Raw genomic sequence first — 21,911 nt, 5'->3', positions numbered from 1 at the left:
ACAATTAAACCTTATGGATAAACTAAACTAAGTTCGAAACCGGACACGGCCACATTAACAACGGCAAGCGGCAGATTGATGAAAACCTCGGTACCCGGCTGGAATTTCTGTTCCAGCAGGTTGGGTTGCACATATTCTTTGGGCTCAAGAATTTTGGTGATCTCTATCAAACCCTGCGGATTTTTTAAGTTGATCACCAGCAAAGGCCATACTTGGGCCCTGGCATCATTATTGCGCAAGGTAAACTGAAGCCGCAAAGCCGTCACACCCTCTTGGGGCTTGGCTGCCAGATCGGGTTTGAGCACCCAGTTTTTAAGCTGCAGACTGGCCAGGTTTTTATCAGAACCCAACTCACAACCGGCCACCTGGCAAATTCGCTCCAGGGTTGGACGCAAGGAAGGGGCAACATTGGCCAGCTGGTTACGGTATACCACCAAACTTTGCGCAATAAATACCAACAGTCCCAGGAAGATACCCAGAATCCAGTAAATACTGGTATTGCGCTGATAATAGCCGCTTGCCGGATAGTTTCCGCTATCCTCGGCATCCATTTTCAGGGGCTCGTCATCATAAACAACAGACGGTTCATCATGAACCATGATGGGTTCTCGTGCATGTTGCCAACCCTGTCCGTCCAGATCGGGCTCTTTGTCCTCATCATAAATGCCGGCATCATGCCCCATATGAAAATCAGGTTCATCTGACAACAGGGGTTCATCAGGCATGTCAGCCACATCGGGCTGGTTGGGGACGTGATCATCTTCAGGATAGATATTGCTAACTTCATGCCCCGCAATGACCGGTTCTTCGGGCCATACCGCCTGCTCGTGCTCAAGAACCGGAAAGTCATCAGCCTCTTCGGGCAACAGGGCTTCCCGGCCATTAAAAACATTCTTGCAAATGCCACAACGAACCAGACCATCCCGCAAGGCAAGTTGGTCTTCGGTAATGTTGAAAATGGTTTCACATTTCGTGCAACGGGTTCTCATCGGAACGATTCCTTGTTTTCAGGCCCGCTGGCCGTGCAGGCAAACCCAACCTTCATGGCTGCGCCAAACACCCATGTTAATCCAGGGCGCATAGGCCAGGGCCACTTCTTCGGCCTGCCGTTCCAATACGCCAGACAAGACCAGATGACCGCCGGGTGCAACCCGTCCTGCCAGCATGGGCGCCAGCACTTTCAGGGGATTTGACAGAATATTGGCCACTACCACATCGAAAGTGCCCGTTGCCAGGCCATCAGGCAGGCAAACCTTTATGTCAACCTCATTGACCTGCGCATTATAATGCGCCGATTGAACCGCCTGCTCATCGATATCAACGCCAACAACCTGTGCCGCCCCCAGTTTTTTGGCAACGATCGCCAAAATACCCGAACCACAGCCATAATCAAGCACCTGCGTATTGAGCGACAGGCAAGCTTCAAGCCATTCGGTACACAGCCGGGTGGTTGGGTGACTGCCGGTTCCGAAGGCCAGCCCGGGGTCAAGCTCGACAAGGATGTTTTGCTGGCCGTTTTCGGGAGCCTCTGGTGGCACGATGGGATTATCCTTGTGCCAGCTGGGAACAATCCAGATGCGTCCGGCAATCTGGATGGGCTCAAACTGAGATTGTGTCAGCCTTACCCAGTCTTCATCGGCCACTTCACGCAACTGGCTGTTAGGGACATAATCAACCCCTGTTTGCACCTGCAAGTGCGCCAGAAGGGCTTCGGGTTCAAGATCATCGGGTAACAAGGCCACCACCCGGTTATGCTTCCAGGCCTGCACCTCGGGTTCGGTACCCGGCTCACCAAACAACGGCTGTTCGGTATCCGTATCGCGATCGGCGTCTTCAACCGACACCGACAGTACCCCTTCTTCAAGCAACAGATCCGACAACTGCTCAGCATCGTTTTCGGCACACATCAGCACCAGCTCACGCATCATTTTTCCTTATTATGAATTAAGCCGAGAATAATCTCGGCCTATTTTTTCAAACCATCGTCAATTTATGATTTACCACGTTCACTTAATTTGTGTTCCAGATAATGAATACTGGTTCCACCGTCAACAAAATTGGTATCGCTCATCAGATCACGATGCAAGGGAATATTGGTTTGAATCCCTTCAACCGCCATTTCAGACAGGGCAATTTTCATGCGGGCAATAGCCTGGTCCCGTGTATCGCCATAAGTGATTAATTTGGCAATCATGGAGTCGTAATTGGGCGGTACTTTATAACCGCTGAATACGTGGGAATCAAGCCTTACGCCAGGACCTCCCGGTGTATGCCAGCTGGTAATAAGACCAGGAGATGGCATAAACGAGTAAGGATCTTCGGCGTTGATACGGCATTCAATCGCATGACCCCTGAACTGGATCTCTTTCTGTTTCAGTTTGAAAGGTTGGCCTGCTGCAATGAAGATTTGTTGCTGAACCAGATCAATACCGGTAATGCATTCGGTAATGGTGTGTTCAACCTGAATACGGGTATTCATTTCGATAAAATAAAATTCGCCGTTTTCATAAAGAAATTCAAACGTACCCGCGCCACGGTATGAAATGCGGCGGCAGGCATCAGCGCAGCGCTCGCCAATTTTTTCAATCAGCTTACGTGGAATGCCCGGTGCGGGTGCTTCTTCGATGACCTTCTGGTGACGGCGCTGCATGGAACAATCACGCTCACCCAGCCAAATGGCTTCTTTACCGCCATCGGCCAATACCTGAATTTCAATATGTCGTGGGTTCTCGAGGAACTTTTCCATATAGACTTCAGGATTGTTGAAAGCCGCCTGGGCTTCGGCCTTGGTCATTTGCACAGCGGTTAACAGGGCGGCCTCGGTGTGAACCACCCGCATGCCACGTCCACCACCACCACCGGCGGCCTTGATAATAACCGGATAACCAATTTCCCGGGCTGCATTCAGCACGTACTCGTTGTCGTCGGGCAAAGCGCCTTCAGAACCAGGTACTACCGGTACGCCAGCTTCAATCATGGCTTTTTTGGCACTAACTTTGTCACCCATCAGGCGGATGGTTTCAGGACGAGGGCCAATGAAGACAAAACCGCTACGCTCGACACGCTGGGCGAAATCGGCGTTTTCAGCCAGAAAACCGTAACCGGGGTGAATGGCTTCAGCATCGGTCACTTCGGCAGCCGAAATAATGGCGGGCATGTGCAAATAACTTTGCTGAGGCGAGGCCGGGCCAATGCAGACCGACTCATCGGCCAGCCGCACGTATTTGGCATCGCGATCAGCTTCGGAGTGCACGACAACGGTTTTGATCCCCAGTTCCCGGCATGCCCGCTGGATTCGCAGTGCAATTTCACCCCGATTCGCAATAAGAATTTTTTCAAACATATCAGGCAATCACGAATAAAGGTTGACCAAACTCAACAGGCTCACCGTTTTCAACCAGAATTTCCTTGATGACTCCGGTTTTATCGGCTTCAATTTCGTTCAGCAGTTTCATTGCTTCGATAATGCACAAGGCATCACCTTCTTTCACGCTGGCGCCCACTTCGACGAAAGCGGGTGCGTTGGGGTTAGGCGCGCGATAGAACGTACCCACCATGGGTGCCTTGACGATGTGGCCGGTAATGACCGGTTCAGCACTGGCAGCTGGAGCAGCTGGAGCAGCAGGGGCGACGGCCACGGTTGCCTCGGGAGCGGCAACGGGTACAACAGGTTGCACTTGTGAGAACTTGACAATGCGAACTTTGCCTTCGCCTTCTGTAATTTCCAATTCAGCGATTCCTGACTCGGCAACAAGGTCGATAAGGGTTTTTAGTTTTCTAAGATCCATAACATTTTCCGGTTGGAGGTGTTTAGTTAATTCAGTTTGCCCTAGCTTGTGCAAACGTCATTGTAAATAATGTTTTGCCGCATAATACATGGCTGCCGTATACCCGTACGCCCCCAGGCCACAAATAACTGCGACAGCCTTATCTGACAGGTATGAGTGGTGACGGAATGCTTCGCGCTGATGTACATTTGAAATATGCACTTCGATGAACGGAATATTGACTCCGGCCAACGCATCGCGAATGGCTACACTGGTATGGGTATAGGCGCCGGCATTAATAATAATGAAATCGATATTTCCCATTGCCTGCTGAATGCGATCTACCAGATCGCCTTCATGGTTGCTTTGGTAAAATTCACAACGGGCACCCAGGCCTGCGGCCGTTTCTGCAAGCTCACGGTTGATGTCATCAAGTGTGTGACTGCCATAAATTTCAGGTTCACGTGTGCCTAGCAAATTAAGGTTGGGCCCGTTAATAATGAGTAAATTTCGAGTCATTTAACATATTATACAAACAAATAAACCCGTATTTAACGTCAAATTCACGCTTTTGTCTATTAAATTATCATAATGCCGCATATTCAAAATTCAATTTAAAGTGTTTTAAGTATTTGTTCAAGCTCATCTTTTTCAACCTGGCCAAGGATTTTATACCTAAGTTTGCCACCGGTATCAAAGACCAGGGTAAACGGTAAACCACCCGATTTATTACCCAGCTTTTTCATTAAACCAATGCTACCCATGCCCGCGACCAGCAGAGGATAAGAGACTTTGACCTTTTCTTCGAATTTAAGCATATTGCGTTCGGAGTCTGCAGCAAACCCCACAAAATTGACATTGGGATAAGCCTGGTGCAAAGCGTCGAGATCGGGCATTTCCTTGACGCAAGGCGGACACCATGTGGCCCAAAAATTAAGCACCAGCGGTTTGTTGGTGTATTCGCGCACCGTATGTGCCTGCCCGGATATATCGGGCACCGAAAGGTCAAACAGGGCATCCAAGGCTTCTTGGGATACATCGCCAATTTCAGAAGAGCTTCCTGCCTGCATTGCCAGAGCCTTGATCCCCGGCAACAACAGCAAAACCCCACCGGCCATTTTTAACATATTTCTACGTTTCATTAAAATTCCGCTTTTAAATCAATGACTATTTTTAACACAAATCACCACCTGGCTTCATGAGCCAAGTCACCTTTTAATCTTTTCTGCGTTTTTTCGGCAGGATTAGCGGCAGAAACCCTTAAAATACCGACAGGAGAGTTTTATGCATATTCATATTCTAGGTATTTGCGGTACATTCATGGGCGGCCTTGCCCTGATTGCCCGCTCGGCCGGACATAAGGTAACCGGCTGTGATGCTGGCGTTTACCCGCCCATGAGCACCCAGTTGCAGGAACAGGGCATTGAACTTATCGAAGGGTTCGATGCAAGTCAAACCGGGCTGAATCCCGACCTGTTCATCATTGGTAACGTGATTACCCGTGGCAACCCGTTAATGGAAGCCATTTTAGACCAGGGCAAGCCTTATGTATCAGGCCCCCAGTGGCTGGGCGACCATGTGCTTCAGTCACAGCACGTTCTTTCGGTGGCCGGCACCCACGGAAAAACCACCACCAGCTCCATGTTGGCCTGGATTCTTGAACACGCGGGTCTGAAGCCCAATTTCCTGATTGGTGGCATTGCCCACGACTTGCAGGTATCCGCCCGGTTCAATCCTGAAAACAAATATTTTGTGATTGAAGCCGATGAGTATGACACCGCCTTCTTCGACAAGCGCTCGAAATTTGTGCACTATCACTCTCGCACCGCAGTCCTGAACAATCTGGAATTTGATCACGCCGATATTTTCCCCGACCTGGCTGCCATTGAAACCCAGTTTCATCACCTGGTGCGCACGGTTCCCGGTGCAGGCCGCATTATTTACCCTGCCCAGGATGAAGCCTTGCAGCGCGTGCTGGCGCGTGGCTGCTGGTCGGGTACCGACACCTTCGGCCCCAATGCCCAATGGCAATATGCCCATCACGATGCCGCCGGTACCCGTTTTGATGTTCTTTACCAAAACCAGGTTGTGGCGCACATCAACTGGCAGCACAATGGCATTCATAATATGAATAATGCCCTGGCCGCCATTGCCGCCGCCCATCATATTGGCATTAGCGCAGAACAGTCTGCCCGTGCGCTGAACTGTTTTCAGGGTATCCGTCGACGCATGGAGTTGCGGGCAAGCGTTCATGATATTCATGTTTACGATGATTTTGCCCACCACCCCACCGCTATTGAAACCACGCTGGCGGGCCTGCGTAACCAGGTTGGCCAGCAACGCATCCTGGCCGTGCTTGAGCCCCGTTCCAACACCATGAAACTGGGTACGATGGCAGCACGCCTGCCGCAAGCCCTGGAACAGGCCGACCTGATATTCTGTTTTGGTGCCAAAGAAGGCAAACATGCCCTGGGCTGGGACCCGAAAACCGTTTTTGCCAACCAGCAAGAGCGCGTTGGTGCCCATGATGATCTTGAGCACCTGACCACGGCCGTCATGCAACAGGCGCAGCCAGGCGACCATATTCTAATCATGAGCAATGGCGGATTTGGCGGGTTTCACGATAAACTGATTACCGCCCTGAAGCAAAAATTCACTTGATTATTTAGCGGCCTTTATTATTTTATCTTATGATTCTATATTTACATGGTTTCCGGTCGTCATCTTTATCGACCAAATCACAGCTCATGCAACAGGCCATGGCCAAACAGGGCTTAAGCCACGCTTTCGCCAGCCCGAACCTGCCCGTTTCGCCCAAACAGGCTACTGAGCTGGCCCTTGCCACTGCCCGTCAGCTCTGCCAGGGCCAGGACATTCACGCGCTTACCGTGATTGGCTCATCGCTGGGCGGTTACTATGCAACCTGGCTGGCCAACGAACTGGATTGCAAGGCGGTTCTGGTTAACCCATGTATCTATGCCTCGCGCGACCTGTCTACCCAACTCGGCCCCATGACCTGCTTTCACAGCGATGAGCCGCTCGAACTGAAAGCAGAACACATCAGGGAACTGGCGGAACTGTTCGTACCGGAAATCAGGCATCCCGAACAATTTTTCCTGCTGGCCCGTATGGCTGACGAAGTGCTGGACTGGCGGGAAATGCAACATCGCTATGCTGGTGCAAAACAATTAATTATTCCCGGTGGGGACCACGGTTTTTCAGATTTTGAAGAATATATTCCCCAAGTCCTGGACTTTGCCTTAAACAATTAGGAAAAAATTCAATGTACGTGGTTTTTGAAGACAACGGTCAATTTAAAGCCGAAAAAATCCTGTCTGAAGCAGACACCTCCTTGCAGGTGGAATCGGCATCCGGGAAAAGAAGCAAAATAAAACGCAATAACACGATTTTCTTTTTCGACAACCAGAGTCCGCTCACCTTGATGGATGAAGCCAGGCAACTGGCCGAAGATATTGATCTTGAGTTCCTGTGGGAATGCGCCCCCCAACAAGAGTTCCAGGTAGAAGAACTGGCACGGGACTACTTCGGTCATGAACCCACCATCCTGGAAAAAACCACCCTGCTACTACGCCTGCATGGTGCACCGGTATACTTTCATCGCAAGGGCAAAGGCCAATATCGTCCTGCCCCACCCGACATCCTGAAAGCCGCGCTGGCAGCCCTTGAGAAAAAGCAAAAACAAGCCGAGCAGCAGGCCGCCTGGATTGAAGAAATCAAGCAAGGCATGGTGCCGGAAGCCTTTAAGCCTGTCATTTCTACCTTCCTGGCCAAACCTGACAAAAACTTGCAGGAATGGAAAGCCTTCAGCCAGGCCATGGACGAAACCGGAGAAACCATTGAACAGATTCTATTAAGGCTCAAGGTTTACCCACACCCGCTGGCCATCCACCGTGAAAAATTCCTGGCCCTGAATTTCCCCAAAGGAACCCGGTTCAAGGACATCACGCTGCCCGCCATTGCCGACTTGCCGCTTGCCGAGGTTGAGCCCTACTCGGTGGACGATATGTTCACCACCGAGATTGACGATGCTTTCTCGGTACACCAGGAAAACGGCAGCGTGTATAACATTGGCATTCATATTGCCGCCCCCGCCCTGATGGTTGAGCGCGACTCGGAACTGGACAAGCTGGCCCGGGACCGGATGTCCACCGTTTACATGCCTGGTGACAAAATTCCCATGCAGCCGGATTCGGTTATCAACACCTTCTCGCTCATCGCCGGCAAGCCCACGCCGGTCGTGTCCCTGTACATCAAGGCCAACATTGATACCGGAGAAATACTGTCATCGGAAACCCGGCTTGAAAAAGTTTGCGTGCAGGAAAACCTGCGCACCAACCTGATTGACCACCTGATTACCGTCGAGTCCCTGGAAGATGAAAGCCTGCCCATGCCCTACCCGTTCCTGTTCAGGCCACTCTGGAAATTGGGGCAACACCTGAAAACGGCGCGGGAAGTGATTCGCGGCAAACCCGAAAACAACTCCCGGGTTGAATACTCATTTGTGCTGGATGGCCCGGCTGATGACCCCAACGCTGTGATCAACCTGGCGCCCCGCCGCCGCGATGCCCCGCTGGACCTGATTGTTGCTGAATTCATGTTGCTGGCCAATACCCAGTGGGCCGGTTTCCTGAACGATAATGGCCTGCCCGGCATTTTCAGGTCACAACAAGCCGGCCGCACGCGCATGTCAACTCACCCCCTGCCCCATGAAACCATTGGTGTCCCGTATTATGCATGGTGTACGTCACCGCTTAGGCGTTATGTCGACCTGATCAACCAAAGCCAGATTATTGCCGCTGCCCAGCATGGGGTTTCGGCCCGTCTGGTGGCCCCATTCAAACCCAAAGACGCCGACCTGTACGCCATTATTGGCGCTTTCGAATCCCAATACACCTTGTGGGGAGAATTCCAAAGCCGCCTTGAACGCTTCTGGTGCCTGCGCTGGTTTGAACAGCAACAAGTGACCCGCGTTGAAGCCACGGTATTGCGCGACAACCTGGTGCGCTTTAACAATGCGCCCTTCGTGACCACGATCAATGGCATGCCCGAACTGGAACGCGGCAGCATTGTGGAAATTGATTTAATGGGCAGCAACCTGCTTGATCTGACCCTGGATTGCCAGTACGTCAGGCAAATTGAGCAAGAAGCGCCAGTCCCTCATGCGACAGAGGTAAGTCCGTCATGAACGCTCCCCTGAATTTTGCCGTCATGGGCAACCCCATCCAGCACAGTTATTCACCGCTGTTGCATTCGCTGTTTGCCAAACAGGCCGGCCTTGCCATTAACTACGAAAAAATGCTGGTGCCACTTGATGGCTTTGAAGCGGCCGTGCAAACCTTCTTTAGTCAGGGCGGCAAAGGGCTGAACATTACCATTCCTTTCAAGCTCAGGGCTTATGAGCAAGCCAAGGCCAACCTGTCCCGGCGTGCCCAATCTGCCGGCTCAGTCAATACGCTCTGGATGGAAGATGGCCAGCTGCACGGCTGCAATACCGATGGCATCGGCATGGTCAATGATATCCGCCGCCAGGGTATTGCTCTTGAAGATAAAAAAATCCTGTTGCTGGGTGCCGGTGGCGCGGCCCGGGGCGTTGTTTTGCCCCTGCTTGAAACCGGCTGCCGCCAATTACTGATTGTTAACCGTACCGCGTCCAAAGCCACAGCATTGGCCACGCAATGCCTGGCCGAGCTGCCCCAATACACCAGCGTGCTGTCGGCCGGCGGTTTTGAACATATCCAGGGTCAGTGGGATATTGTCATCAACGCCACCTCCAGCAGCCTGCAGCAACATGCGCTGCCGTTACCAGCGGGCCTGTTTGCCCATAACAGCCTGGCCTATGACATGGTTTATACGCCAGAAAACGATACCCCCTTCTTGCAGCAGGCCCGCCAAGATGGTGCCACGATGGCTTCGGATGGCCTGGGGATGCTGGTTTACCAGGGTTCGGAAAGTTTCTTTATCTGGAACCATGTCCGCATCAATCCTGTTCCTGTTCTTGAAACCCTGCGCCAACAACTGCTTACCGGCTAATGTCCGTCATTTCTTTGTTTCAATCCCTGCTGGCAGGTTTACGCCAATACCCGCAAAAAGTCCGTCAACAGTCCGTTGCCAGAACCCTGTTGCAGCTGGTAGGCACCTTTGTAGGCCTTGTGCTGTTTTATCAGGCCTGGCTGTTTTTATGGGTTTGCTGGTATAGCCTGTTCAACCCGTGGAGCAGCGCCATGATGAACCAGCAAAAATCCATTCTTTCCCGGCAAGACCCGCCGGTTCCCATTCGCCATGAATGGGTCAATTACGAGCAGATCAGCGCCAACCTGAAAAAAGCGGTCATCGCCTCTGAAGACGCCAACTTTGTATCCCACAAGGGCATTGAATGGGATGCGATTGCACAGGCCTGGCGCTACAACACGGCACAAAACCAAAAAGGCAAAAACAAAATCCGTGGCGGCTCCACCATTTCCCAGCAACTGGCCAAAAACCTGTTTCTGTCCAATGACCGCAGCTATATCAGGAAAGGCCAGGAACTGGTTATTACCTTTATGCTTGAAACGGTGATGTCTAAAGAACGCATTCTGGAGCTTTATTTGAACCTGGCAGAATGGGGCACCGGTATTTTTGGCGCCCAGGCCGCCAGCCAGCACTATTTTAAAACCAATGCCGGCAAGCTTAACCAAAGACAGGCAGCCCAGCTGGCGGTACTGCTACCCAACCCCAGGGTTTATGGGGCCAATATTGGCAGCCGCTATGTGCAATCACGCACACGAACCATACAGGCAAGAATGAAGTCCGCCCAAATTCCCGACTCGCCATAAACCGTTTATTGTCAGAAATTAACATTTACCCATAGACAGGATGTGCTTGCCCCTCATTTAAAAGTTACAATCCTAGGCAGTTGCTTACGATACGAACCATCAAGATCACAGCAACATCTTTATAATTTGTAAATAATTTTCTTTCTCCTCGCTTACATGCTTACTGCCCGTCGTTATCTTGCCAGTGAAATATACCGAGCCACCACCGCTGTGCTGCTGGTGTTGCTGGGTCTGTTTACTTTTTTTTCCCTGATCGACGAGCTGGATAAAGTCAACGACAACTTTTCCCTGTTGTCCCTGTTATATCTGGAAGCCCTGCAAATACCCACCCGGCTTTATGATTTGCTGCCTATCGGGCTGCTTATTGGGGCAACCATGGCTCTGGCCAGCCTGGCACAACGCAATGAACTGGTTATTTTGCGGGTATCCGGTGTGAGCAGCGCCAGGCTGTTGCTCATGCTTTGGGTTATTTGCATTCCCATCATGGGAAGCGCCCTGGTACTGTCCGAATTTTTTGCGCCGGCCGCCGAAGTCAAAACCAGCGAGCTCAGCCTTAAACTACTGGGCAAGACCAAGGGCGGGCGCATGAGCAGCGGTTACTGGTTTCGCGAACCCGACCTGCAAGGCAATGCCCGGGTCATCAACATTGGCACCATGTCAGACAATGGCAACGTCCAGGACATCCGCATTATTACCTATGACAAAACCAGCGGCCAGTTCCTGCATTTTTCCCATGCCCAAACCGGTTTTTTCCAGGACAATATCCTAACCCTGAACGATGTCGCGCAAACCCAAAGTACCGTTAACATCGAGCAAGCCCTGGCCAACCCCAACGACCCGGTTCAGGCCGTTGCAAAGATTGTGTCCATTCCCTCTTTAACCCTGGAAACCACCCTGACTCCAGACCGCCTTCTGGCAGGAGAATTACAGCCCGAAAAAATGTCCGTGGTTTCCCTGCTTGATTACATTAGCTACCTGGATGAAAACAATTTACAAACCAACCGGCAATTCGTGGCCTTATGGCGTAAAGGAAGCTATCCATTTACCTTGCTGGTCATGATGACCATTGCCGCCCCCATCAGTTTCATTCAAACCCGCAGCGGTGGTGTTGGCGCAAAAGTGTTCATTGGTATTTTGCTGGGCGTTGGTTTTTTCATGTTCAACCAGCTGTCCCTTAACCTGGGTATGTTACATAACCTGCCGGCCTGGACAACCGCACTGGCACCCAATATCCTTGGTCTGGCCGTCGCCCTGATGGCTTTATACTTTATGGAAACCAGGCGAACCACAAAAAAACATACCACCGGGACTGACAAGAAAAAAACGAAGTAACAAGGTTAATTTATGAATAAAAACATTTGGGCAGTAGGCGACTTGCAAGGCTGCTGCAATGCCCTTGACGCCCTGCTTGAACATCCCGAAATAAAAGAGGACCCCAACTGTGAGCTTTGGTTTGCCGGAGATCTGATCAACCGAGGCCCCAACTCATTACGCACACTCAGGCGCCTGATTGAGCTGGGTGACAGGGCCGTGTGTATCCTGGGCAACCATGACCTGCATTTGCTGGCTGTTTACGCCGGTATCCGGCGGCAGAACAAATCGGACACCATCAACGACATCCTGAATGCCAACGATGCCAAGGACCTGATTAACTGGCTCAGGCATCGTCCGCTGGCCCATTACGATTACGGGCACCTGATGGTACATGCAGGTGTCATGGCCAAATGGGACCTGGCCACCACCTTGCGCCTGGCCAACGAGGCTGCCGAGTCCCTGCGCTCGCGCGACTGGAAAAAAAACCTGCAAAACATGTACGGCAATGAACCCTCCCAATGGAAAGAATCCCTTGAAGGCTCAAAACGTCTGCGGGTTATTATCAACGCCCTTACCCGCATCCGCTTATGCACCACCAAAGGCCATATGGACTTTGCATCCAAAGAAGCACCTGGCTGCAATCAGGGACTGATCCCATGGTTTGAAGTGCCTGGCCGTAAAACCATTGATAACACCATTATTTTTGGCCATTGGTCCACGCTGGGATTGCTATTGCGCGAACACCTGATTGCCCTTGATACCGGCTACGTGTGGGGCGGCAAATTAACCGCCATTCGCCTTAACGACAGAAAGCTGATCCAGATTGCGGCAAGAAACTGATGGCACAAGCATAAGACTGCCATGCCAGCACCATAAAAAAACCACTATTCCTAGCAGATTGGAATAGTGGTTTTTTTATTGCTACCGTTTGATCAGGGCAACTCTTTTTTCAGCTCATGAATGATAGCCGTACGGATTTCACTGGCAATTTCGGTACGGGTGGCATCAACAGGCTCACCTGGCCGGTTAAGCGGTTCAAGGAAACGGACATAAACCAGAACACCCCGCGAACTAAGCAAATGCCAGATGTTATTGACCAGGGTTTGCTCGCCCACGAAGGCCATGGCGCCACTACGCTGTCCATTCAGCATGAACACCAGCGCTACTGGCTGAATGGGCACCATCGCCCTGAGTGGCGGCTCAAACAGGCTGGTATGCAAAGAACGCATGTCCATGCCATCCGAGGTGGTGCCTTCAGGAAACAGGCCAACACAGGCATCCTGCCGAAAAAGATCAAGGATAGACTTGCTGACCCGGGAAATGGCATGGCGCTGGCCCCGTTCAATAAAAATCGTGCCAACCGAAGCCACCAGCCAGCCAATCACCGGCCATTTCCTGATTTCGCTTTTCGCAATGAACGAAGTGGTGCGACAGCTGTTCAGGATAAAGATATCAATCCATGACACATGATTGGCCACCCACATCACCGCGCCTTTCAGGATGGGTTGCCCTTCAACAACAATCCGCACGCCACAGACTTTCATTAAAATCCATGACCAGCATCGGGTGATTTTTTCCCGTATTGGCTGTTTAAGGAATGAATACAGCAGAAATGAGGTTGCAATACCAAACGCTAATAACAGAATCAGTGCGGGAGCCCTTAGGCTAAAACGTATTACACGTAGAATCAAGCCGACTCCCACACAACCCGTCCACCCACCAGTGTCATTTTGACCTTGGCCGGCAGTTCATAACCAAAAAATGGCGTATGGCAGCTCTGGCTGGAAATGGATTCACGATTAACCACCCAAGCCGCATCAAGATCCACCAATGCCAGGTCGGCAGGCGCACCGATATCCAGCTGACCGCAAGGCGGTAAGGCAGGTGCACCGGACAACAAGATAGAAGCCGGTTGCGTAGTGATTTTGGCCAAGGCATCCAGCACAGGTGTTTTGGTTTCCAGGGCCCATTTATAAACCAGGGAAAACAATAACTCGACGCCGGTTGCACCCTGCTCTGCTTCGGAAAACGGCAGCAATTTGCCATCGTCATCAACAGGCGTGTGGTCAGAGCAAATCGCATCAATCGTGCCATCGGCCAGACCCTGGCGAATGGCATCACGGTCTCGCTGTGACCGCAAAGGTGGGTCCAGACGATAGTTGCTGTCAAAGAAACCGATATCCTGGTCGATCAGATGAATCTGGTTAATGGAAACATCGCAACTGACCGGCAAACCTTCCGCCTTGGCCTTGCGCACCAGATCCAGGCCGGCTGCACTTGAAACACGACACAAATGCAAACGCACACCGGTACTTTTTTGCAATTCAAACAGGGCATGCAAGGCAATAGTTTCAGCCTGCACAGGAACACCCGCCAACCCGGTGCGAGAGGCAAACGGACCACTGGCAGCTACGCCCCCCTTGGAAAGGGATGCATCAAAGGGGTACAGCCATAGGGTATAGTCGTAGGTTTTGGCATACAACATGGTTCTGTACAGCACGCCGTAATCAATCAGTGGATGCACCGCTTGCGAAAAAGCCACACAGCCGGCTTCAGTCAGCTCGGCCATTTCGGTAATGGTTTCGCCTTTCAGGCCCAGCGTCATGGCCCCCAATGGATATAGGTTGGCCTGGTTCAGCTGTTTGGCACGATGTTTAAGCATTTCCACCAGACCAGGTTCATCAAGCACCGGATCGGTATCGGGCGGGATAACCAGGCTGGTCACACCGCCCGCCAAAGAGGCGTTCATCTCGGACTCAAGCGTTGCACGGTGCTCGAAGCCGGGCTCTCGCAACCGGACAGACAAATCGATCAGACCAGGCACTACCGCCAGCCCCTGGGCATCAACAACCCGTTTGGCCTCGAAAGAAGGATCGAGATTGCCAATTCCCACCACACGTCCGGAGGCAATGGCAATATCACATGTTTGGTCGATGCCATTTTTAGGATCAAGCAAACGACCGTTTTTAATCAAAATTTTCACAGACTAGCTCCTGCCACAATACTCATCACCGCCATCCGGACTGCAATCCCAAAATTCACCTGATTCAGAATGACTGCCTGGTTGCCATCGGCAACGGAGGAATCAATTTCAACCCCCCGGTTCATGGGACCGGGATGCATAACGATGGCATCTGGTTTGGCATAGGCCAGTTTTTCCCGTGTTAAGCCATAGTGCTTGAAATATTCTTGTGCGGAAGGCAGTAACGCACCTTTCATACGCTCATTTTGCAGGCGCAGCATGATAATCACGTCTACGTCTTTGAGGCCCTGCTCCATATCGGTAAATACGCGAACACCCATTTGCTCAAGCCCGCCAGGCAACAGGGTCAATGGGGCAATGGCACGGATCTCGGCCGCACCCAGTGTAGTTAAGGCATGAATGTCAGAACGGGCCACACGCGAATGCAAAATATCGCCCACAATGGCGACCGTTAAATTGGAGAAGTCTTTCTTGAAATGACGGATGGTATACATGTCAAGCAGACCCTGGGTAGGGTGTGCATGGCGGCCATCACCGGCGTTAACCACATGAATATGCGGCTCGACATGCTGGGCAATAAGATAAGGCGCGCCACTGGCTTCGTGCCTGACCACAAAAATATCGGCCTGCATAGCCGTTAAATTACTGATGGTATCAAGCAGGGACTCGCCCTTGGACGCTGAAGAGGCGTTGATATTCAGGTTGAATACATCTGCCGACAAACGCTTTGCCGCTATTTCAAAGGTGGTCCGGGTACGTGTTGAGTTTTCAAAGAAAAGATTGAAAACACTTTTGCCGCGCAACAGCGGCACTTTCTTAACCTCGCGTTCGGCCAGGGGAACAAAGGTTTGTGCGGTATCAAGTATATGAGTAAGAATATCTTTTGGCAGTCCCTCTGTACTCAGTAAATGCGTTAACTCTCCGTGTCGATTAAGCTGAGGATTATGCACCGACGTTTTCCTTTTTTAAATCAATATCAAATAATCGCTGTTCATTTTGTGAAAGAACGAAGTTGGTTCCTTTGTCCAGAGGAATCACCCCTCCGCACACGTTGGGCGACACGGGCAACTCACGCCCGCCGCGGTCTATAAGCACGGCCAGGGAAATGGAAGCCGGACGTCCGTAATCGAACAGCTCGTTCATGGCAGCCCGTGTGGTACGGCCGGTATATAAAATATCATCCACCATGATGATATGCTTGCCATTAACCTCGAAAGGAATGGAACTGGGCAAAACCTGTGAATGCAAGCCGATTTTATGAAAATCGTCCCGATACAGGCTGGTATTGATAACCCCCGACGGGTTTTGCATCTTGAGGTCTTTCTGCAGCCTTTCGACCAACCAGGCACCGCCCGAATAAATGCCAACCAGATGCACCGAATCAGGATCAAGTTTCCCAAGAAGATCTTGTATGCCCTTTTTCATGTGCGCATACAAGTCTTCTGCTCTAGGTAGGGTTAACTCCATTATTTCTTCCTGTAATTGTCAAAATCATGTTTTTGTCATTTTACGCCAGCTTATCCAGATAACGTTGCAAAATGATGGATGCGGCCACCGCATCGTCATCATTATTGTTGCCCAGATACGACTGGGCCTCGAGACTGGACCCCCGCTCATCCTCCATTTCGACCTTGATAGCGAAGCGTCCATTAAGCTGGTTGGCAAAACGCCTGCTTTGCAGTGAAGCAGGTTGTTCCTGGCCATCAAGGGTAAGCGGCAGGCCGACGATAATACAGTCGGGCTGCCATTCATGAAGAAGTTGGGCGATTTGCTCGAAACGGGCCTGTTTGGTTACCGGTTTCAGAACACATAACGGACGGGCACTTTTAGTCAGGCTGTTGCCAATGGCAACACCAATTTTTTTCAGGCCAAAATCAAAGGCCAGAAAAGTCTGCTCAGGCATGCCCCGATTCACCTGTCAGGGCAGAAGGCTCGATGCCCAGCAACGCCAGGGCGGCCACATAACGTTCGGCAGGTGCCTTGTCAAAAATCACGGACATGTCGGCATCTACATTGAGCCAGGCATTATCAACAATTTCCTGCTCCAGTTGCCCGGCATCCCAGCCCGAATAACCCAGCGAGATAAACACTTTTTCAGGGCCCTTACCCTGAGCCACTTCTTCAAGAACATCACGTGAAGTAGTTAGCGCCATATCGCCCACGAGAACACTTGAGCGATAATTGCGCACCGGGCTGTGCAACACGAAACCGCGGTCGGTTTGCACCGGACCGCCATAATAAACAACCCCCTGGAGCTGGTCTTCCTGAATGCCAAGATCCAGCCGTTCGAGCAGGGTTTTCACAGACAAATCAGTTGGCCGGTTTAGCAGTAACCCCAGCGCACCCTGTTCTGAGTGCTCGCAAACATAAACCACGCCGCCTTCAAAAAGATCGGAGTTTTGTGAAGGCATGGCCATCAGGAACTGATTGGCCATGCTCATGAAGCCGGACTCGGTGGACACTGACTGTTCTTCCATGATTGACTCCCTGGGTTGTATTGTTTTAACTGTTTATCAGATTTCCATCATTTCAAAATCTTCCTTGCGGGCACCGCATTCAGGACAGACCCAATTTGGCGGAACGTCTTCCCATTTAGTACCCGGCGCAATACCCTCTTCGGGCAATCCGGCTTCTTCATCATAAACCCAACCACAAATCAAACACATCCAAGTGCGCATAAAAATACTTTCCAACAATAAATAAAAATAAAACCTTAATTTTAGTTTGAAATCATTCCCGATATTCAATTTATCGAAAATGGCTACAATCCAATAATCTCAATAGTACAGAAACAAAGCCAGATTGTGTCCAATTCCTTACCCGCAACCGTATTATTTTTCAATGTTTTCGACCCTAGCGGACGGTCGGGCCTGCCTGCCTGCGCGATTACCGCAAACCGCCTGAAATGCCATCCGCTATCATCCATCACGGCCTTGGCCGTACAGGACACCGTCGCCACCGAATCCATCCATCCGGTTGATCCGGAAATATTAAACAACCAGGCGCGTTGCCTGCTTGAAGACTGCGCCGTCCAGGCCATTATGGCCGATGGCTTCTATTCAACAGAAACCGTGAGCGTTATCGCCCAAGTCGCGGCCGACTACGAGACCGCCCCCCTGGTGGTGTATCTTGGCAAAACCTTTTTTAATGCCCTTAACCACCCCGACCCTGAAGAAATAGAAGACATCATCCATACGGTCAAGGACTTGTTGCTGCCCCTTGCCCACACCGTCGTGCTTGATTACACCTATCTCAATCAATGGACAGGCGATGACAACGGCAGCACACAAGATTTCATCCAGTCCCTATTGGAACAAGGCTCCGGCCATTGCCTGTTACTGGCGCAACCCATTGAAGGCAAACAAAAAGCAAATATACTGTACGACCCTGACAGTACACAGACTGTTAATGCCAGCTACCCAGACCGCCACGCCGAAGCCGGAGACATTGTCAGTACGGCCCTTTGCTGTTACCTGGCAAAAGGCATGCCCGTTTTGCAGGCCTCTGAAAAAGCCATACAATATGCCCACTCCATCCTTGAAAAATGTTACCCATTAGGCATGGGAAACCCCATGCCCAACCGAATTGACCATGACTGAAAAACTGCGCTTTCCCCGGGGACTGTATGGCATTACCCCCGCCTGGGACGACATCAACAAACTATACAAAGCCATTGAACAGGCCTGTGAAGGCGGGATGAACGTGCTGCAATGGCGCCGCAAAAACACCCCGTTTGAAACCGCCCTTAAGCAGGCCGCCCAGGTGGCCGAGATTTGCAAACAGCACCACACGCTCTTTTTCATTAATGACGACTGGAAACTGGCACTGGCGATTGGCGCAGACGGTGTTCATCTGGGCCGTGAAGACGCAGATCCCGGGTTTGTCCGGCAACAGGCAGCCAGCCACAACCGGCAAGCTCCCTTACTGATTGGGGTGTCCTGCTACAATGAACTGGATAAAGCCCAACAGGCCATCGCACAAGACCTGGACTACATTGCCTTTGGCGCGCTGTTTACTTCACAGGTCAAACCCGATGCCGAAAAAGCATCCCTTGATCTTTTTCCTGCTGCCAGACAGCTGTTGGGAAAGCAGTCGCCCCGCCCCGCCCTGGTCGGTATTGGCGGCATAGACATCCACAATGCCCAACGCGTCATCCAGGCCGGTGCAGACAGCATATCCGTTATTTCGGGCCTGTTTGAACAAGCCGATGTCCGCAGTACGGCCAAGGCCCTTTCCAACCTTTTTGAAAACTGAATCTCATGTCACGTAACGAAGAACTCTTTACCCGCGCCGCCAAATCCATCCCCGGTGGTGTTAACTCTCCCGTCCGTGCTTTCCGCTCGGTCGGTGGCACACCCCGCTTCATTAGCAAGGCACGCGATGCCCATATCTGGGATGCCGATGGCAAGCAATATATTGATTACCTGGGTTCATGGGGCCCGGCCATTGTTGGCCATGCCCACCCCGAAGTCGTCAAAGCCGTACAAGATGCCGCCGTCAACGGCCTGTCTTTTGGCGCGCCCACCGAAGGTGAAACCCTGCTGGCCGAAGCCATTATCAAGCGCCTGCCTTCCATCGAACAAGTCCGCCTGGTAAGTTCGGGTACCGAAGCCACCATGAGCGCCATTCGCCTGGCCCGTGGTGCCACCGGTCGCACCAAAATCATCAAATTTGAAGGCTGCTACCATGGCCATGCCGACAGCCTGCTGGTTAAAGCCGGTTCAGGCCTGCTTACGTTTGGCAACCCCACCTCGGCTGGCGTACCGCCCGAGTTCGTAAAACACACCATCGTGCTTGACTTTAACGACCTTGATGCCGTTAGCAACGCCTTCAAAGAATACGGCGATGACATTGCCTGCATTATTGTAGAACCCATTGCCGGCAACATGAACCTGATCAAACCGGCTCCCGGTTTTCTGCAAGGCCTGCGTGAGTTGTGCACACAATACGGTGCCCTGCTGATTTTTGATGAAGTGATGACCGGTTTTCGTGCCGGGCCACAAGGCGTACAAGGCCTAAGCGGCGTAACGCCCGACCTGACGACCCTGGCCAAAGTGATTGGCGGTGGCATGCCAGTAGGTGCTTTCGGTGGTCGTGCCGACGTTATGCAACACATTGCCCCATTAGGTGCGGTTTACCAGGCAGGCACGCTTTCCGGCAACCCGGTTTCCGTTGCCGCCGGCCTGACCACGCTGGACATTCTGGGACGCCCCGGTTTCTATGAGCACCTTGCCGCACAAACCAAAAAACTGGTTGATGGCTTAAGCGAGCGAGCCAAAGCAGCCGGTGTGACTTTCTGCGCCGACTCGGTAGGTGGCATGTTCGGCCTGTATTTCCGCGACAGCATTCCCACCAGCTTTGCTGAAGTGTCCGACTCCAATACAGAAGCCTTCAAAGTGTTTTTCCATGCCATGCTGGATCAGGGCGTTCATCTGGCTCCGTCTGCTTTTGAAGCGGGTTTTGTCTCGGCCAAACACGATGATGCCATTATTGCCCAAACGCTGGATGCGGCTGAAAAGGCTTTTGCCGCTATTTGATTGAAGGTTGAATAGCAATAATCCCCTGTTCGGGAATCTTATCCTGCACACCAAAATGACCGCATGATTTTATGCGGTCATTTTTATTGCTTTGCGTTTTTATTATTCTGGCACTTGCTTGGGAGCCGTTGTGATTGAAGCTGCCACTCACCACATTTTTTTCAGCCCTACCATTTTTTACAGCATCTGCGGATATTAGCGGTTATTATTAAGGGTATTCCATAACCCCAGGGGCAGATAAGCAAAATGGCTGTCAACCTTCATATTCCCAGTGAAACAGATATTTTTCCTGTCGCAGGCGTAGAAATCGGTGTAACCGAAGCAGGCATCAAAAAAGAAAACCGTAAAGATCTTACCGTTTTCAAATTCACACCAGGCACGGCGGTGGCTGGCGTATTTACCAGAAACCGGTTTCGTGCGGCCCCTGTGCAAATTTGCGAATCGCGCTTGCAAGCCGGTCACGATATCCGTGCCCTGCTTATTAATACCGGCAATGCCAACGCAGGCACCGGTGCCGATGGTCTTGACCGTGCGTATGCCACTTGCCATGCCCTGGCAAAAGAACTGGGTGTTCTTGAAGAGCAAATTCTGCCTTTTTCCACCGGTGTCATCCTTGAGCCCCTGCCTTGCGACAAAATTATTGCGGCCTTGCCACAAGCCATTAATGCATTGGGTAAAAATGAATGGATGAAAGCCGCTTATGGCATCATGACCACCGATACCCAGCCAAAAATCTGCTCTAAGCAAATCCAGATTGATGGCAGAACCGTTACCTTTACCGGTATCAGCAAAGGGGCCGGCATGATCCGCCCCAATATGGCAACCATGCTGGGTTTTCTGGCCACCGATGCCGACATCGAGCCCCAACTGCTAAAAACACTAACACTTGAGATTGCCAATCACTCTTTCAACCGCATCACGGTTGATGGTGATACCTCTACCAATGACTCTTTCATGGTGATTGCCACCGGCCAAAGCGGCATTCAGGTAGACAGCACCAGCTGCCCCCACTATGAAACCATCAAGAACGAGCTTACTGCCATGGCACGCGAGCTGGCACAAAAAATTGTGCGTGATGCCGAAGGGGCGACCAAATTCATTACCATTCGCATTGAAGACGCTGGCGATTCTGAAGAGGCGCTTAAAGTTGCTTACGCGATTGCCCATTCGCCACTGGTAAAAACCGCTTTTTATGCGTCCGACCCAAATCTGGGCCGCATTCTGGCCGCTGTGGGTTACGCAGGCATCGAAGACCTTGATGTTAGCAAAATCCGCCTGTGGCTAGGCGATGTCCTGGTCGCCGAAAACGGTGGCCGCTCTTTGGCCTATCAGGAAGAAGATGGAAAGCGTATCATGACCGAAGCTGAAATTCTGGCTCGTATTTCTTTGGGCCGCGGTAACGTTACCGAAACGGTTTACACCTGCGACTTCTCTCATGATTACGTTAGTATTAACGCAGACTACCGCTCATAAGTTG

24 protein-coding genes are annotated in these 21,911 nt (G+C 51.5%); 11 read left to right on the top strand and 13 right to left on the bottom strand.

Annotated features, from left to right (window positions below; genetic code table 11):
* Positions 1-11: 11 nt before the first annotated feature.
* From JHL22_RS06385 to JHL22_RS06360, 6 genes are all read right to left on the bottom strand, one after another.
* Positions 12-989: a zinc-ribbon and DUF3426 domain-containing protein gene (locus JHL22_RS06385; RefSeq protein WP_200235127.1), complete on the bottom strand. Its 978-nt coding sequence runs from the start codon at positions 987-989 to the stop codon at positions 12-14.
* Between the two features lie 18 nt (positions 990-1,007).
* Positions 1,008-1,925 carry a 50S ribosomal protein L11 methyltransferase gene (gene prmA, locus JHL22_RS06380; protein WP_200235251.1) on the bottom strand — a complete coding sequence of 306 codons (918 nt, stop codon included), beginning with the start codon at positions 1,923-1,925 and terminating at the stop codon, positions 1,008-1,010.
* Between the two features lie 65 nt (positions 1,926-1,990).
* Positions 1,991-3,343, bottom strand: a complete 1,353-nt coding sequence (gene accC / locus JHL22_RS06375) for an acetyl-CoA carboxylase biotin carboxylase subunit (protein WP_200235125.1) — start codon at positions 3,341-3,343, stop codon at positions 1,991-1,993.
* 1 nt (position 3,344) lies between these two features.
* A complete protein-coding gene (gene accB / locus JHL22_RS06370; protein ID WP_200235123.1) occupies positions 3,345-3,788 on the bottom strand; it encodes an acetyl-CoA carboxylase biotin carboxyl carrier protein in 444 nt (147 codons plus the stop codon).
* A gap of 57 nt (positions 3,789-3,845) precedes the next feature.
* On the bottom strand, positions 3,846-4,286 hold the full coding sequence (gene aroQ / locus JHL22_RS06365) for a type II 3-dehydroquinate dehydratase (protein ID WP_200235120.1): 441 nt from the start codon (positions 4,284-4,286) through the stop codon (positions 3,846-3,848).
* Positions 4,287-4,381: 95 nt separating this feature from the next.
* On the bottom strand, positions 4,382-4,909 hold the full coding sequence (locus JHL22_RS06360; protein ID WP_234041150.1) for a TlpA family protein disulfide reductase: 528 nt from the start codon (positions 4,907-4,909) through the stop codon (positions 4,382-4,384).
* A 142-nt stretch (positions 4,910-5,051) separates the two neighbouring features.
* Here JHL22_RS06360 and mpl point away from each other — a divergent pair, with 142 nt between their 5' ends.
* From mpl to JHL22_RS06325, 7 genes are all read left to right on the top strand, one after another.
* Complete coding sequence (gene mpl, locus JHL22_RS06355) at positions 5,052-6,428, top strand: UDP-N-acetylmuramate:L-alanyl-gamma-D-glutamyl-meso-diaminopimelate ligase (protein WP_200235118.1); 1,377 nt, start codon at positions 5,052-5,054, stop codon at positions 6,426-6,428.
* 29 nt (positions 6,429-6,457) lie between these two features.
* Positions 6,458-7,039: a YqiA/YcfP family alpha/beta fold hydrolase gene (locus JHL22_RS06350; RefSeq protein WP_200235117.1), complete on the top strand. Its 582-nt coding sequence runs from the start codon at positions 6,458-6,460 to the stop codon at positions 7,037-7,039.
* A gap of 11 nt (positions 7,040-7,050) precedes the next feature.
* Positions 7,051-8,973, top strand: coding sequence for a ribonuclease catalytic domain-containing protein (locus JHL22_RS06345; protein ID WP_200235115.1), 1,923 nt, complete (start codon positions 7,051-7,053; stop codon positions 8,971-8,973).
* Positions 8,970-9,818 (top strand): shikimate dehydrogenase, encoded by an 849-nt coding sequence (gene aroE, locus JHL22_RS06340; protein ID WP_200235113.1) that lies wholly within the window; start codon positions 8,970-8,972, stop codon positions 9,816-9,818. The genes JHL22_RS06345 and aroE overlap by 4 nt, the downstream gene beginning before the upstream one ends.
* The gene (gene mtgA, locus JHL22_RS06335) at positions 9,818-10,600 is read left to right on the top strand and encodes a monofunctional biosynthetic peptidoglycan transglycosylase (protein WP_200235111.1); all 783 of its coding nucleotides are present in this window, start codon (positions 9,818-9,820) and stop codon (positions 10,598-10,600) included. The genes aroE and mtgA overlap by 1 nt, the downstream gene beginning before the upstream one ends.
* Positions 10,601-10,756: 156 nt before the next feature.
* On the top strand, positions 10,757-11,932 hold the full coding sequence (lptG, locus tag JHL22_RS06330; protein ID WP_200235109.1) for an LPS export ABC transporter permease LptG: 1,176 nt from the start codon (positions 10,757-10,759) through the stop codon (positions 11,930-11,932).
* Positions 11,933-11,944: 12 nt separating this feature from the next.
* The gene (locus JHL22_RS06325; protein ID WP_200235107.1) at positions 11,945-12,754 is read left to right on the top strand and encodes a symmetrical bis(5'-nucleosyl)-tetraphosphatase; all 810 of its coding nucleotides are present in this window, start codon (positions 11,945-11,947) and stop codon (positions 12,752-12,754) included.
* Positions 12,755-12,846: 92 nt separating this feature from the next.
* Here the strand turns inward: JHL22_RS06325 and JHL22_RS06320 are convergent, their stop codons facing one another.
* The 7 genes from JHL22_RS06320 to JHL22_RS06290 are packed head-to-tail and all read right to left on the bottom strand — an operon-like array spanning position 12,847 to position 17,575.
* Complete coding sequence (locus JHL22_RS06320; RefSeq protein ID WP_200235105.1) at positions 12,847-13,605, bottom strand: lysophospholipid acyltransferase family protein; 759 nt, start codon at positions 13,603-13,605, stop codon at positions 12,847-12,849.
* Positions 13,602-14,897, bottom strand: a complete 1,296-nt coding sequence (locus JHL22_RS06315; protein ID WP_200235103.1) for a dihydroorotase — start codon at positions 14,895-14,897, stop codon at positions 13,602-13,604. Before JHL22_RS06315 ends, JHL22_RS06320 begins: the two co-directional genes overlap by 4 nt.
* Positions 14,894-15,847: an aspartate carbamoyltransferase catalytic subunit gene (locus tag JHL22_RS06310; protein WP_200235101.1), complete on the bottom strand. Its 954-nt coding sequence runs from the start codon at positions 15,845-15,847 to the stop codon at positions 14,894-14,896. Before JHL22_RS06310 ends, JHL22_RS06315 begins: the two co-directional genes overlap by 4 nt.
* A complete protein-coding gene (gene pyrR / locus JHL22_RS06305) occupies positions 15,840-16,364 on the bottom strand; it encodes a bifunctional pyr operon transcriptional regulator/uracil phosphoribosyltransferase PyrR (protein ID WP_200235099.1) in 525 nt (174 codons plus the stop codon). The genes JHL22_RS06310 and pyrR overlap by 8 nt, the downstream gene beginning before the upstream one ends.
* Before the next feature lie 40 nt (positions 16,365-16,404).
* Positions 16,405-16,800: a Holliday junction resolvase RuvX gene (ruvX, locus tag JHL22_RS06300; protein ID WP_200235096.1), complete on the bottom strand. Its 396-nt coding sequence runs from the start codon at positions 16,798-16,800 to the stop codon at positions 16,405-16,407.
* Positions 16,793-17,374 carry a YqgE/AlgH family protein gene (locus tag JHL22_RS06295; protein ID WP_200235094.1) on the bottom strand — a complete coding sequence of 194 codons (582 nt, stop codon included), beginning with the start codon at positions 17,372-17,374 and terminating at the stop codon, positions 16,793-16,795. The genes ruvX and JHL22_RS06295 overlap by 8 nt, the downstream gene beginning before the upstream one ends.
* A 36-nt stretch (positions 17,375-17,410) precedes the next feature.
* Positions 17,411-17,575: a rubredoxin gene (locus JHL22_RS06290; RefSeq protein WP_169293587.1), complete on the bottom strand. Its 165-nt coding sequence runs from the start codon at positions 17,573-17,575 to the stop codon at positions 17,411-17,413.
* Positions 17,576-17,701: 126 nt separating this feature from the next.
* Here JHL22_RS06290 and thiD point away from each other — a divergent pair, with 126 nt between their 5' ends.
* The 4 genes from thiD (at position 17,702) to argJ (ending at position 21,907) form a co-directional block, all read left to right on the top strand.
* Complete coding sequence (thiD, locus tag JHL22_RS06285; RefSeq protein WP_200235092.1) at positions 17,702-18,496, top strand: bifunctional hydroxymethylpyrimidine kinase/phosphomethylpyrimidine kinase; 795 nt, start codon at positions 17,702-17,704, stop codon at positions 18,494-18,496.
* Entirely contained in the window at positions 18,489-19,151 is a 663-nt protein-coding gene (thiE, locus tag JHL22_RS06280) for a thiamine phosphate synthase (protein ID WP_200235090.1), read from the top strand. The genes thiD and thiE overlap by 8 nt, the downstream gene beginning before the upstream one ends.
* A gap of 5 nt (positions 19,152-19,156) precedes the next feature.
* Positions 19,157-20,434 carry a glutamate-1-semialdehyde 2,1-aminomutase gene (gene hemL, locus JHL22_RS06275; protein ID WP_200235088.1) on the top strand — a complete coding sequence of 426 codons (1,278 nt, stop codon included), beginning with the start codon at positions 19,157-19,159 and terminating at the stop codon, positions 20,432-20,434.
* A gap of 246 nt (positions 20,435-20,680) precedes the next feature.
* Positions 20,681-21,907, top strand: a complete 1,227-nt coding sequence (gene argJ / locus JHL22_RS06270; RefSeq protein WP_200235086.1) for a bifunctional glutamate N-acetyltransferase/amino-acid acetyltransferase ArgJ — start codon at positions 20,681-20,683, stop codon at positions 21,905-21,907.
* Positions 21,908-21,911: the final 4 nt, after the last annotated feature.

It is taken from the genome of Advenella mandrilli (assembly GCF_016595155.1).
Lineage (GTDB): Bacteria > Pseudomonadota > Gammaproteobacteria > Burkholderiales > Burkholderiaceae_B > Advenella > Advenella mandrilli.
The sequence above is the reverse complement of the archived record's forward strand: the minus strand, read 5'-3'. Positions and strand labels throughout refer to the sequence as shown.